Source organism: Streptomyces sp. P9-A2, from assembly GCF_036634175.1.
Lineage (GTDB): Bacteria > Actinomycetota > Actinomycetes > Streptomycetales > Streptomycetaceae > Streptomyces > Streptomyces pratens.
In genome coordinates this window covers 5,172,735-5,185,946 of sequence record NZ_JAZIFX010000001.1, presented here as the reverse complement: position 1 = coordinate 5,185,946, position 13,212 = coordinate 5,172,735, and the positions used below count along the sequence as shown (strand labels likewise).

13 protein-coding genes are annotated in these 13,212 nt (G+C 69.7%); 5 read left to right on the top strand and 8 right to left on the bottom strand.

Going from position 1 to position 13,212, the window contains the following annotated elements:
- Positions 1-8 precede the first annotated feature (8 nt).
- The 6 genes from V4Y04_RS23675 to V4Y04_RS23650 form a co-directional block, all read right to left on the bottom strand.
- A complete protein-coding gene (locus V4Y04_RS23675) occupies positions 9-1,346 on the bottom strand; it encodes a CpaF family protein (protein WP_332430326.1) in 1,338 nt (445 codons plus the stop codon).
- A gap of 142 nt (positions 1,347-1,488) precedes the next feature.
- Complete coding sequence (locus V4Y04_RS23670) at positions 1,489-1,809, bottom strand: TadE/TadG family type IV pilus assembly protein (protein WP_332430325.1); 321 nt, start codon at positions 1,807-1,809, stop codon at positions 1,489-1,491.
- 241 nt (positions 1,810-2,050) lie between these two features.
- Positions 2,051-2,383, bottom strand: a complete 333-nt coding sequence (locus V4Y04_RS23665) for a pilus assembly protein (protein WP_332432980.1) — start codon at positions 2,381-2,383, stop codon at positions 2,051-2,053.
- A gap of 106 nt (positions 2,384-2,489) precedes the next feature.
- Positions 2,490-3,758, bottom strand: coding sequence for an AAA family ATPase (locus tag V4Y04_RS23660; RefSeq protein ID WP_332430324.1), 1,269 nt, complete (start codon positions 3,756-3,758; stop codon positions 2,490-2,492).
- 9 nt (positions 3,759-3,767) lie between these two features.
- Positions 3,768-4,475, bottom strand: a complete 708-nt coding sequence (gene cpaB / locus V4Y04_RS23655; protein WP_332430323.1) for a Flp pilus assembly protein CpaB — start codon at positions 4,473-4,475, stop codon at positions 3,768-3,770.
- Positions 4,476-4,579: 104 nt separating this feature from the next.
- The gene (locus tag V4Y04_RS23650; protein WP_332432979.1) at positions 4,580-5,485 is read right to left on the bottom strand and encodes a hypothetical protein; all 906 of its coding nucleotides are present in this window, start codon (positions 5,483-5,485) and stop codon (positions 4,580-4,582) included.
- A 478-nt stretch (positions 5,486-5,963) separates the two neighbouring features.
- Here V4Y04_RS23650 and V4Y04_RS23645 point away from each other — a divergent pair, with 478 nt between their 5' ends.
- Positions 5,964-7,727 (top strand): chitinase, encoded by a 1,764-nt coding sequence (locus V4Y04_RS23645; protein ID WP_443080070.1) that lies wholly within the window; start codon positions 5,964-5,966, stop codon positions 7,725-7,727.
- A gap of 217 nt (positions 7,728-7,944) precedes the next feature.
- Here V4Y04_RS23645 and V4Y04_RS23640 read toward each other — a convergent pair whose 3' ends face one another.
- The gene (locus tag V4Y04_RS23640; protein ID WP_332430321.1) at positions 7,945-8,448 is read right to left on the bottom strand and encodes an ATP-binding protein; all 504 of its coding nucleotides are present in this window, start codon (positions 8,446-8,448) and stop codon (positions 7,945-7,947) included.
- Between the two features lie 239 nt (positions 8,449-8,687).
- Here V4Y04_RS23640 and V4Y04_RS23635 point away from each other — a divergent pair, with 239 nt between their 5' ends.
- The 4 genes from V4Y04_RS23635 (at position 8,688) to V4Y04_RS23620 (ending at position 11,643) form a co-directional block, all read left to right on the top strand.
- Positions 8,688-9,539, top strand: coding sequence for a helix-turn-helix domain-containing protein (locus V4Y04_RS23635; RefSeq protein ID WP_332430320.1), 852 nt, complete (start codon positions 8,688-8,690; stop codon positions 9,537-9,539).
- 12 nt (positions 9,540-9,551) lie between these two features.
- Positions 9,552-9,743 (top strand): hypothetical protein, encoded by a 192-nt coding sequence (locus tag V4Y04_RS23630; RefSeq protein ID WP_332430319.1) that lies wholly within the window; start codon positions 9,552-9,554, stop codon positions 9,741-9,743.
- 78 nt (positions 9,744-9,821) lie between these two features.
- Positions 9,822-10,331, top strand: a complete 510-nt coding sequence (locus V4Y04_RS23625; RefSeq protein WP_332430318.1) for a SigE family RNA polymerase sigma factor — start codon at positions 9,822-9,824, stop codon at positions 10,329-10,331.
- A 67-nt stretch (positions 10,332-10,398) separates the two neighbouring features.
- Positions 10,399-11,643: a hypothetical protein gene (locus V4Y04_RS23620; protein ID WP_332430317.1), complete on the top strand. Its 1,245-nt coding sequence runs from the start codon at positions 10,399-10,401 to the stop codon at positions 11,641-11,643.
- Between the two features lie 48 nt (positions 11,644-11,691).
- Here V4Y04_RS23620 and V4Y04_RS23615 read toward each other — a convergent pair whose 3' ends face one another.
- A complete protein-coding gene (locus V4Y04_RS23615; RefSeq protein ID WP_332430316.1) occupies positions 11,692-13,023 on the bottom strand; it encodes an Nramp family divalent metal transporter in 1,332 nt (443 codons plus the stop codon).
- Between the last annotated feature and the right edge of the window lie 189 nt (positions 13,024-13,212).

Sequence of the window (13,212 nt, the reverse complement as noted above, 5' to 3'; positions counted from 1 at the left end):
CGGCGGTCCTACCTGGCTTCTCGGGTGGTGAGCTGGTCGAGGGAGCGGGCGATGCCGAAAGCCTGCGGGACGGGCTGACTCGCCATGTAGAGGCGCTCGGCGGCCCGGCGCGGGAGCGGGTGGTGCTCGTACGCCCCGTAGATACGGCCGTCGGAGGCCATCGGCTGCGCGTTGAACCGGGAGACCGTGGCCAGCCGGTACGGCTCACCCCCGTGGCTCTCCAGCAGGGCGATCTCGGTGATGCGGCGGGCGCCGTCGGCGAAGCGCGTGAGCTGGACGAGGACGTCGACGGCGCTGTTGATCTGGTCGTGCAGCGCGACGAAGGGGATCTCCACCTCCGACATGGAGGCGAGGGTCTGCAGCCGCATCAGCGCGTCCTCCGCGCTGTTGGCGTGGACGGTGGCGAGCGAGCCGTCGTGGCCCGTGGACATCGCCTGGAGCATGTCCAGGGACTCGCCGCCGCGGACCTCACCGACGACGATCCGGTCGGGGCGCATGCGCAGCGAGTTGCGCACCAGGTCGCGGATGGTGATGCGGCCCGTGCCCTCGACGTTCGGCGGGCGCGCCTCCAGGCGGATCACGTGCGGCTGCTGGAGCTGGAGTTCGGCGGAGTCCTCGATGGTGATGATGCGCTCGCCCTCGGGGATCAGGCCGGAGAGGGAGTTGAGGAGGGTCGTCTTCCCGGTGCCGGTCGCGCCCGACACGATCACGTTGAAGCGGGCCTGCACCAGGCCCGCCAGCAGGTACAGCATGTGCTCGTCGAGCGAGCCGAGGCCGATCAGCTCGTGGAGGGTGAAGGAGCGCGGGAAGCGGCGGATGGTGAGGGTGGCGCCGGTCAGGGACAGCGGCGGAATGATGACGTTGACGCGCTCGCCGGACGGCAGGCGCGCGTCGACCATCGGATTCGACTCGTCCACGCGGCGGTTGACCGTCGAGACGATGCGCTCGATGGTCTGCATCAACTGGTCGTGGGAGGCGAAGCGCATCGGCAGCTGCTCGACCCGTCCGCCGCGCTCCACGAAGATCGCGTCGGGGCCGTTGACCATGATCTCCGTGATGGAGGCGTCCTCGAGGAGCGGTTCCAGGATGCCGAGGCCGAGTGCCTCGTCGACGACCCTGCGGATCAACTGCGCGCGCTCCACGGTCGACAGGACCGGGCCTTCGCGGCTGATGATGTGTCCGAGCACCCGCTCCAGTCTCGCCCGGCGCTCGGCGGCGGCCAGCGAACTCATCTCCGCGAGGTCGATCTCCTCGAGGAGCTTGGCGCGGTAGGAGGCGACAAGATGGCCGTCCTCGCCCCGGTCGCCCTTCTCCTCGGGGGAGTTGATACGTGCCCGCAGACTCATGAGTCCGGCGCTCCTCGTTCCTGGTCCGTGGTTCCTGGTTCGTGGTTCGGGGTTCGGGGTTCGGGGTTCGGGGTTCGGGGTTCGGGGTTCCTACTGCTGTGGTCGGTTTCCGGCGGGTGGCGGGTGGGCGGGTGGCGGGTGGTCAGTGGTCGACGGGCATGGTGGCGGTCTTCCGGGCCGGGTCGAAGTTCCAGCCCGGCACGATCGACGGGATGTCGATCGTGGCCGTGACGGTGACCTCGTCGCCGCCCCCGGACTCCCCGCAGTCGGTACGGTCGGCCAGCCAACTGCTGACCGCGACGGTGCAGGCCGGCTCCGCCGCCTTGTCGAGCGAGGCACTGCGCGCCCCCGCGCGGGCCGCGGTGCCGGCCTGCTGAGCGGTGTACGCGATCAGGCCCAGCTGGACGGCGGCCATGGCGACGATGATCAGGACCGGCAGGAAGCCCAGGTACTCGATCGCCACCTGCCCGCGGTCCCGGTGCCGTGTGCGCTCGTTCCGCGAGCGGCCACCGGTGCGCGTTGAACCGCCCCGCGTGCGACCCCCGGTGTGCGTCGGCTCGCCCCACTCGCGGTCGCCTCGCGTGCGGTCGGTCCGCGTCGGCTCGCCCCACCCTCGCTCGCCCAGCATGCGCTCGCCCAGCCCGCGGTCGTCTCGCCCACGGCCGTCTCGCGTGTGGTCGCCTCGCCTCTCGTCGTACGCCATGTCAGTCCCCCACCTCCTCCTCCACCGCGCCCGCGTGACCCTTCACCTCGAAGGGGAAGTCGACGGTGCCGGGGAAGAGGACGGGGACGCGCAGTGTCACGTCGGCGGTGACATAGCCGCCCCCGGTCCCGCAGGTCACCGTCGCCGCTCCCTCCCAGGCGCCGGGCAGCTTGTCCAGCCCCGCCGCCCGGCAGGCGCCGTCGCGTGCGCCCGGGTCCGCGGCGGTGGCCGCCCGTACCGCCTCGTCCGCAGCATTCCCCGCGAGGGTGAACGTGTATCCCAGCAGCACGAGTTGCCACAGCACCACGAGCGTCACCAGGATCGTCGGGATCATGCCGAGGAACTCGATGGTGACCTGGCCCCGGTCCTGGCCATGGCCCTGGCTCCGGTCCAGGTCGAGGCCCCGGCCCGAGCGGGTGTGCGCCTCCTTCCCCTTCACCTCATCCTCCTCCGCCCTTGCGCCGCCGGACGCTGACCGCTCCGCGGTCGCCGCGCAGCCGGTCTCCGCGCAGCCGGCCGGACTTGTGTGCGCCCTCGGTGGGCTTGACCAGGCCGAGTTCTCCGGCCAGGGTCCACAGGGCCTGCTTCACCACGCTCTTGTTCTCCAGCTCGTGGACCCGGCCGGCGTCCACGACCTGCTGGAGTTCCTTGAAGTTGGCGGGGATCACGGTGGCCGCGACCCCGGTGCCGGTGATCTTCTGGATGAGCGGTGGCTGGATCTCCGTGCCCCGGCTGTGGCGGTTGACGACGATCGTGGTCTCCTCCGCCTTGCGGATCTGGAGCCGGTCCCACATCCGTACGGTCCGTTTGGCGCCCCGGACGGAGACCACGTCCGGGGTGGTGACCAGGAGCGCGGTGTCGGCGGTCTCGACGGCGGCCGCGCCGGCCCCGACGAGCTGGGCGCCGGTGTCGACGACCACGACCTCGTACCGGGAGCGCAGGGCGCCGATGATGTGGCGGGCGGCCCTGTCGGTGACGTCCTCGCCGCGTTCGCCCTCGGCGGGGGAGAGGAGCAGGGTGAGGCCGGTGTCGTGGCGGAAGACGGCGTCGGCCAGGACGCGCGGGGAGATGTCGGTGATCGTCGCGAGGTCCACGACGGAGCGCCGGAACTGGACGTCCAGGAAGGAGGCGACGTCCCCGCTCTGGAGGTCCAGGTCGACCAGGGCGGTGCTGCGGCCGGACGCCTGGGCGGCGAGGGCGAGGTGGATGGCGGTCAGGGTGGCGCCCACGCCGCCTTTGGCGCCGCTGACGGTGACGACCGTGCCGCCGACGCCGGTGAACACGTCGCCGCCGGCGCCGAGGTGGCGGCGTACGCCGGACGACCACTGGGCGACGGCGTGGACGCGGTTGGCGAGTTCCTCATAGTTGAGCGGCAGTGCGGCCAGGCCGCGGGCTCCGTAGTCCATGGCGGCCTGGAACAGGCCGGGGCTGGCGTCGGAGGTGACGAGGACGACCCCGACGGCGGGGAAGCGCAGGGCCACTTCGCGGATCAGTTCCAGCGCGGGGACCGGTCCGATGCGCTCGTGCACGACCACGACCTCGGGCAGCTCGTCGATCGACTCGGCGGCCAGGCGTGCGAGGGTGTCGACGAGCTGGGTGGAGTCGATCACCGGGGCCATCGGCTCGGCGTCCGGGAGCTGGCTGAGCAGTGTGGTGATGGACCGGACGGCGTCCGCGTCACCGACTGCCGGGAGGATCCTCGTGGGCATGCGGGCCTCTCACTTGTCCTTCGCGAGTTCGTACGTACGGTCCTGCTCGGGGACCGTGCTGTCGCCGCCGGGGGCGACGAGTGCGAGCCTGACCCGCTGGGCGAAGGACTCGGCGTAGGTGATGCGCTGGGCGTCGATGGTGGACAGCGCGAAGGTGATGGGGACGGCGTCCGTGGGCTGCCGGCCGCGGTCGTTCTCGTCGGGTTCCAGGGCGGTGATCCGGCCGACGTCGAGGACCTTGGCGTTGGTCACGATGATCTTGGACTGGGCGGGGGCGCCCTCGCGTTCCCCCTCGAAGGTGGCGTAGACGTTGACCGACGAGCCCGCCGTGATCTTTCCGGCGACGCCGGTGGCCGCGTCGATCATGATGGCGACCTCCTGCTGCCCCGGCTGCAGGGCGGGCTGGTTCACGATCATGTCGCTCTGCAGGAGGGAGCCCTCGCGCAGCGTGGTGACGGCGATCTTGCCCCGGATGTCGCCGAGATCGGTGACCGCGTTCTGTGACAGCCAGCGCTCGGGCATCTCGATCTTCTCGAACTGGCCCGTGCTGAGCGGCGTGTAGGGCGCCACGTCGGATTTCAGTCGGTACGCGGTGACCTCGGGACCGACCTTGGACTCCACGTCGTCGATGACGGAGAGCACGCCGGCGAACGCGGCGAGGGCGCACAGGATCGACAGGAGCAGGAGTATCACGCCGCGGCGCTGACGGGAGTTCATAGACCGTGCAACCTCATTGGGGGATGTGGGCCGATCGGGACGGTGGGAGACCGTGGTTCGGGTGGGGGTACGGCGCTGCCGTACGCCGGTTCAGGTACGCCCCTTCATGTGCCGCGGACGAGGGCTCTGCTGCCGGCACCACGGTTGATGCCGCGGGCACTGTCACGGTTGATGCCGCGGGTGCCGTCGCGGCTGCTGTCGTGGGCGGGGACGGACGGTGGCGTGGCCGAACAGAACACGCACCGGTCGCCGATGACGTCGATGCCGCACCAGTGACAGATGCCGCGCCGCACGCTCGTGACCAGCTGGTAGAGGACGGAGAGGTCGGGCAGATAGGTGCAGAACTCGATGACCTTGCCGGTCCCCCACCAGCTCGGGGACTCGGCGGGAAGCGGCGCCTCGCGCAGTCCCTGCACCTTCCAGGAGGGCGCCAGGGTGCCGGTGACCCAGTCGGACTGGAGCTGCCCCTTGGCGACGAGCATCCAGGTGCCGAACTCCGGTCCGTCCAGAGCGGCTTCGGGGCCGAGGCGGACGAGTTGCGGCTGCGGGTGGGCGAGGACGGCGAACTGACTGCCGGGCATCCAGGACTTGGCATGCTGCTTCAGGTTCACCGGGATCCGGTCGAGCCGGGCGACGGAGCCGAGCACGGCGCCGGAGTGGATGTAGTGGACCAGTAGCCGGCCGGCCGAGGCGAGCACGCCGGGGCTGAGATCGCAGGAGCCCAGTTGCCGTAACTGGCGGGCCAGTACGGCGAGTCCGAGCGGGGGCAGATCGGGGCTGAAGAGGGCGATCCGGTCGCTCTCCAGCAGGGAGCGCAGGGTGTGCAGCCGCCGCAGGACGGCGACGGGGGTCGCCCGGGAGCAGACCACGATGACATGCCCGTGCTGCTCGATCAGCGCCTGGAGTTCGGTCAGCGCCTGTTCGAGCGGCAGGGTGGCGATGTCCCGCAGCACCACGGCGGGCAGGGTTCGTTCGTCCTGCGGTGGCAGCGCCAGGTCGGCACTGGTCACGGCAATGGCAGTTGGCACGCGCGGCTCCCCGTTCTCCCCATGCACCTCGGCCCACCGGGAGTCACTCCGGTGCACCCCGATGACTTCGCTGCGTGACTATGCGAGCACTGTAACCACGGCTTTATGGCTGGAGAACAGCGTTTGTGTAGCTCGTAAGCAACTGGCGTTGCACAAGTTGCGCCAAAACGGGGCACGTTGAGCATCTTGCCGGTCTCGGCATGACCCGCAGGGCGGAGATCGCGTGCACCGCCTTGACGCCGGAACCCCGCCATGGAGGCGACCGGCACCCAGGAGAGCCGAGCGGTCGAAGGCGACCCGGCTCCCCGCAATTGGTCTGGACCCATTGACAACCCCATTGGTCTGGACCACCTTATTGGTCCAGTGGCGACGACTGCCGTCCCCATGGCTCTCCTCCCACTCCACTCCCCATTACCTCTGTACCCCCGTATCCCGCCCCTTCCCCCCACAGGAGGCTTCAGTGGACCGCGCACCAGCCACGCCCGAACCCAGAGGCAGAGACAGAGAAGCAGGCGGAGACGCAGGCAGGAACCCGGCCGGCCGCAGGGGGCGCCTCTGGGCGGGCGCCCTCGTCTCCGCCCTCGCTCTCACCCTCCCCCTCGTGAGCGCGGGCCAGGCATCCGCGGCGGACGTGAACAACGCCAAGAACGCCGGTTTCGAGTCGGGTCTGAGTAACTGGACCTGTTCGGCGAACAGCGGGACGACCGTCTCGTCCCCCGTACACGGCGGCTCGGCCGCGCTCAAGGCCACCCCGGCCGGCCAGGACAACGCCCGCTGTACCCAGACCGTCGCCGTGCGGCCCGACTCCACGTACTCCCTGAGCACCTGGGTGCAGGGCGGCTACGCCTACCTGGGCGTGACCGGTACCGGCACGACGGACGTCTCCACCTGGACCCCGGACTCCACCAGCTGGAAGCAGTTGACGACGAGTTTCCGCACCGGTTCCGCCACCACGTCCGTCACGGTCTACACCCACGGCTGGTACGGGCAGCAGCCCTACTACACGGACGACCTGTCGGTCTTCGGCCCCGACGGGGGCGGAGGCGGTGACCCGGCTCCGACCGTCCCCGGCACGCCGGGAGGCCTCAGCGTCTCGGGTACGACGTCGTCGACGGCGTCGTTGAGGTGGAACCCCGTATCGGGAGCGACGGGTTACTCCCTCTACCGCAACGGTACGAAGATCACGGCGGTGACGGGCACGTCGGCGACGGTGACCGGCCTCGCGGCGTCCACCTCGTACTCCTTCCAGGTGGCGGCGACCAACGCGGCGGGCGAGTCCCCGAAGTCGACGGCCGTGACGGCCCGGACGACGGAGGGCAACGGCGGTGGCGGTGGTGACCTACCCCGGCACGCGGTGACCGGCTACTGGCAGAACTTCAACAACGGCGCCGCGGTGCAGCGCATCTCGGACGTCCCGGCCCAGTACGACATCATCGCGGTCGCCTTCGCGGACGCGACGGGCACGCCGGGCGCGGTCACCTTCAACCTGGACTCGGCGGGTCTGAACGGCTACACCGTGGCCCAGTTCAAGGCGGACGTACGGGCGAAGCAGGCGGCCGGGAAGAAGGTCATCATCTCGGTGGGCGGTGAACTGGGCGCCGTGTCGGTGAACAACCCCGCCTCCGCGACGAACTTCGCGAACTCGGTCCACGCCGTCATGCAGGAGTACGGCTTCGACGGCGTCGACATCGACCTGGAGAACGGCCTCAACGCGACCTACATGACGCAGGCGCTGCGGTCGCTGTCCGCGAAGACCGGCCCGGGCATGATCCTGACGATGGCTCCGCAGACCATCGACATGCAGTCCACGTCCAACTCGTACTTCCAGACCGCGCTGAACGTGAAGGACATCCTCACGGTCGTCAACATGCAGTACTACAACAGCGGTTCGATGCTGGGCTGCGACGGCAAGGTCTACAGCCAGGGCTCGGTGGACTTCCTCACCGCGCTGGCCTGCATCCAACTGGAGGGCGGCCTCGACCCGTCCCAGGTGGGCCTCGGCCTCCCGGCCTCCACCCGCGGCGCGGGCAGCGGCTACGTCTCCCCGACCGTGGTGAACAACGCGCTGAACTGCCTGACCAGGGGCACCAACTGCGGCACCTTCAAGCCGTCGAAGACCTACCCGTCCCTGCGCGGCGCGATGACCTGGTCCACCAACTGGGACGCCACCTCCGGCAACGCCTGGTCCAACGCGGTCGGCCCGCACGTCCACGCCCTGCCGTAATCCGGCCCCTCCCATCGCCCCGCCTCGAGGGTGCCGCTCCGCCCGCTTCGCCCGCTTCGTCACGGGCGGAGCGGCACCCTCTGCCGCACCACGGCCGCCGGTGGTGACCGGGAGCACCGCACCCTCTCCCGAAAGCGTGAGCACTTCGACCGCCACTGTCCGGATGCCGCTCGTTCGAGCGCTCACGTGACAATCGGCCGCAAAGTGTTCACGCTTTTCAGCGAGACACGGCGGGTGGGCTGCCGTATGACCTCGCGCTCACCCTGGGCAGCGTTGCCCACATGCGGGTGCCGCCGCCCGGTTCACGGGCCTCGCCGAAGCCCCAGGTGCCGTCACAGGCTCGGCAGACACAGGACAGGAAGCGCAGAGCCGCACGGCGGCGCGTGTCGCACGCAGCGGCCAGGCGGGGGTGGGTGTGGCGCGGGTGGCTGTCGTACGCGACCACCCGGAGAGCGGAGGCACGGTAGCGGAGGGAGAGGTACACGTCCGTCGACTCCGTGAACCGGCAGGCCACCGTCACCAGTTCGCTCACCGCTTGCAGCGCGGGGTCCAGCAGATCCGTCAGCCCGTGCGCCCTCAGCATCTCCCGTGACGCCGCTCGCGCCAGTCCCGGGCTCGTGAGCCGCGCGGGCAACGTGAAGCTGTAGGCCAGGGTTTCGGGGACGGGGGCCGTGGGATCGGCGGAGAGCACGGGTACGACGGGGCAGCGGGACACAGACATCGGTGGCTCCTTCGGTGGGGTACGGCAGCGCCCTGCCGTGGGCAGCAGTCGGCGGTCAGTGGTCGATGACGGTCGGCGGCAGTCGGTGACTCCGTCGCGCGGGCAGGCTCACGCAATGCACTGCCGACTGCGCCAGGTAGCTTGTGCGCTACTTAATGTAAGCATGGCGGGGTTATGTTGCCCCCATATTTGGCAACAAAGACACCCCATAGAGTGGCGCGAGCCAGAGGAGGGGCAGCATGGGCGCGAGGACGTCGCCGACCGAACGTCAGAAGAGGCTGGGCGCAGAGGTCCGGAGGATGCGTACGGCCGCCGGCATGACCGGCGAGTTCGCCGCCGGACTGCTCGGTGTGGACCGGGGCAAAATCTCCAACATCGAGTCCGGGACCCGCACCATCAGCCCCGAGCGGCTGCGCACGCTGGCCTGCAACTGCGACTGCGACGACGATGCCTACGTTGACGCCCTGGTCGAGATGGCACGGTCCGCAGGACAGGACTGGTGGGACAAATACCGGGGCAGCCTCCCGGTCGGGCTGCTCGACATCGCCGAATTGGAGCACCACGCGGTACGGCTACGGAGTGTGCACCTGATTCACATGCCCGGACTGCTCCAGTCGACTGCTCACGCACAAGCCGTCTTCAAGGCCGCGCTGCCTCCGCTGCCGGAGCATGAGGTCGCACTGCGGCTGGCCCACCGCCTGGAACGCCAGCGAGTGCTGGAAGGCGACAGCCCCACCACATACGTCGGGATACTCCATGAAGCAGCTCTGCGCATGCAGTTCGGCGGACCGAAGGTGGCACGTGGGCAGTTGGAGCATCTGCTCACCATGTCCAGCCTCCCTCATGTGTCATTGCAGGTCATCCCGTTCACGGCCGGAGCCTTTCCCGGCGCAGGCCAGACCGTCGTCTACATGGAGGGGCCGGTACGGCGCCTCGACACCGTACAGATCGACAGCACCCACGGTCCGGAATTCGTGTACCACGAAGCGCAGTTGTCCAAGTACCGGGCTCAGCTCGACTGGATGGAGCAGCACTCCCTGTCGCCCGCGGATTCCCACAGCTTCATCCAGGACATCGCCGAACAGCTCTGAGGAGACGCCGCCATGCCCGACATCGCCTGGGAAGAACCGTTCTGCGCCGAGGGATCGGCTTGCTTCCGCCTCGGAACCGACCAGGACGGCAACGGCTACATCGCCATAGCCGGCGCCGAGGACGACCATCTCACCGACAGCCGTGACGCGTTGCGGCGCATGATCCTCGACATCAAGGCGGGGAAGGCCGACCACCTGCTGTGACATGGGAGTGAAACATTTCCCGGGGCCCGGCGCATCAATGAGGTGAGAGCAACGGGGAAAGCCTAGGGGGATGCGCGCATGGGGCAGGACGGTCGCGAGGGCGGGTACGGGGACTTCGCGGCGGCGCGGGCCGGGCATCTGTACCGGTCCGCGTGTCTGCTCACCGCCGGGGACACATACCTCGCCGAGGACCTCGTCCAGGAGACCCTCGGGCGGGTGTACGTGCACTGGAGGCGGGTCTCCCGCGCGGACAACCCCGCCGGGTACGCGCAGACCGTACTCACCCGCGCGTTCCTCACCCACCAGCGGCGGCGCAGCAGCACCGAGCGCTCGGCCGCCGCGTTCCCGGAGCGGCCGAGCACCGACGACGACCCGTCCCTGCGGCTCACCCTGCTCGACGCCCTCGCCCGGTTGCCCACCAAGGACCGCGCGGTGGTCGTCCTGCGGTACTGGGAGGACCGCTCGGTCCAGGAGACCGCCGACGCGATGAACGTCAGCTCGGCGGCGGTGCGGACGCGCAGCGTGCGCGCCCTGGCCCGGCTGCGGGAACTGCTCGGAGAGGACCTCGGTGAATACGCCCGGACCTGACCGGCCGCGGGCCGTCCCTCCTCTCCTCACTCTCCCCACGTTCACCTCACGGAAGCGGTGGTTCCTCATGTCCGTCGACCAGCACAGCGACCCCTTCGAGGAGCGGCTCTCCGCCGCTCTGCACGACGCCGGCGACACCTTCGAGGCCGACCGGGGCACCCTCACCGACGTGGGGCTCACTCGGGGGAGGCGGATACGGGCGCGGCGAAGGGCCGCCGTCCTCGGGGGCGCGGCCGGGATCGCTTTCGTGGGGGTGGGCGGGGCGCTCCTTCTGCCGGGCGGGAACGGTGGCGGAGAGGACGGGCGGACGTCGGCGGTCTCGGGGTCCGAGGTCACCGCCGGCGCCCAGGACACTCCGGCGCCCATCTCCGGCAAGGAACTCATCCGCACACTGAAGGGGCTCCTCCCCGACGGAAGGTTCAGCGGGGAGGAGGGGCGCGGCACCGACTCGTCCCTCGGGCCGTTCGCCAAGGTCGTGTACGACGACGGCGAGGGGCCCGCAGCCGTCGGCGTCGGTCTCCAACGCGTCAAGCCGGGAGGCTCCCAGGCCCGCGAGGCCACCCTGTGCCCGGACAAGGTACTCACCCCGTACGACAGTTGTGCCACCAGCGTTCTGGCGGACGGGTCGAAGTTCATGATGCTCAAGGGGTACCTGGATCCGGACCGGCGCACGGACACCAGAGGGTGGAGCGCCGTACTGGTCACTCCCCAGGGGCAGATGATCAGTGCGGGCGAATGGAACTCGGCCGCCGAGAAGGGCGAGCCCGTCAGCCGGCCCGCGCCTCCGCTGTCCGCCTCGCAGCTCGAAGAACTCGCCACGGCTCCGCAGTGGCGGGCCGCCGTCGACGCCATCCCGAAGCCCGCGGATTGGAGCGCACCGCCGCCGCGCGCCGCCGGACCGGCGGTCCTGGAGAGACTCGCGGGTCTCGTCCCCGACCGTCTCGACGTGGTGTCGAAGGGCAGTCAGGGGAAAGAGGACGCCCATGTCGTCGTCGACGACGGCAAGGGGAGGAGCTTCGTCCGGATCAGCGTCCGGCACGGCATGTCGGACCTCGTCGGCGAGATCTACGGTCCCGTCGAGAAGCTGGAGGACGGAACCCGGGTCGCCACCTGGGAGAAGCCGCGCAAGGAGGACGCCGCCGGTGTCGTCGTGTGGACCGTGGAGGCTCTGCGGACCGACGGCAGGCGTGTGATGGCCAGTGCCTTCAGCACCGGTGCTCAGCACGAGGACGCCGCACTCGGCACCCCCGCGCTGAGCATGGAGGAACTCCGGACGATCGCCCTCAGCCCCTGGTGGGACGACCTTGAGTGAGCCGGCCCGAACCGGCCTGACCCGACCCGGCTCGACTCGCCCCGACCGCTAGAAGAACTCCGACCAGGGCTGGTCCCAGACCTGTTTGACGCACAGGACCAGGAAGAGGAGGCCGGCGATGACGAGCATGGTGTTGCTGAGGACCCCGTTGCACCATTCTCGGGGTGTGCGGGTGGAGTTGAGGAGCCAGAGCAGGGTCAGGGCGAGGAAGGGCATGAAGGCGGCGCCCAGGACGCCGTAGAGGATGATGAGGCGGAAGGGCTGGCCTTCGAACAGGAGGATCATGGGTGGGAAGGTCAGCCACAGCAGGTAGGCGCGGAACGGCCAGGACTTCTCCGGGCGGCCGGACGCGATGGCCTCGCCCCTCGACACCTTCGCCTTCTTCCGGCCGCGCGTCACGAAGTCGGCGAACATCAGGCTCACCCCGTGCCACACGCCGATCAGCGACGTGAACGACGTGGCGAAGAAGCCGATCAGGAAGAACTTCGCCGTCGCGGTGCCGTACCTTTCCTCCAGGATGTCGCTCAGCTGCACCAGGCCCTGGTCGCCCTTCTCCAGCGCGAGCCCCGCCGAGTTCAGGAGCTCGGCGCCGACGAAGAGCATCGCGACGACGAAGATGCCGGTGGTGACGTACGCGACGCGGTTGTCGAGGCGCATCACCTTCATCCAGCCGGTGTTCGTCCAGCCCTTGGCGTTGACCCAGTAGCCGTACGCGGCCAGCGTGATCGTGCCGCCGACGCCGCCGATCAGGCCCAGGGTGTAGAGGACCGAGTCGTCCGCGTCGGGAAGGACCGGGAGCAGTCCGGCGAAGGCGTCCCCGAGGTTCGGTGCCACCCTGATCGCCAGGTAGACGGTCACCGCGAACATGACGCCCACCAGGACCGTCATGACCTTCTCGAAGACCGCGTATCTGTTGAACCAGACGAAGACCAGACCCACCAGGGCACAGGCGATGCCCCACCCTTCGAGGTCCATCACGTCCGGGAAGAGGGCCTGCAGGGGCAGCGCGCTCGACGACATCGCCGCCGCTCCGTAGACGAAGCCCCAGATGACGACGTAGACGCCGAAGAAGTACGTCGTCCAGCGGCCCAGGCTCGCCCAACCGTCGAACAGGGTGCGGCCGGTGGCCAGGTGCCAGCGGCCCGCCGCCTCGGCGAGGGAGATCTTCACCAGGCAGCCGATGACCGCCGCCCAGAGGAGGGTGTAGCCGAAGCTGCTGCCCGCGATGAGGGTGGCGACCAGGTCGCCGGCTCCCACCCCGGTCGCGGCGACGACGATGCCGGGGCCGATGTACCTCCAACTGGACTTGCGGGGCTGGGGGCCGGAGCCGGCGCCGGGTGGGGCTCCGGTGTCCTGGGTGTTTCCCGTGGTGTCCGCCATGAGGGCCAAGAAAGCGGATGGGTGCCGGTCGGGCAAGAGGGCGTGCCGGGATCTTCACGGGATGTACGTGACGAGATGTACGTGACGAGATGTACGTGACGGGATGTACGTGGCCGTGGGTGGCGAACCCGGACGCAATCTTGACCTGATCATGTCACGCACGGACTATGTCGGCACCGCACCACGCAC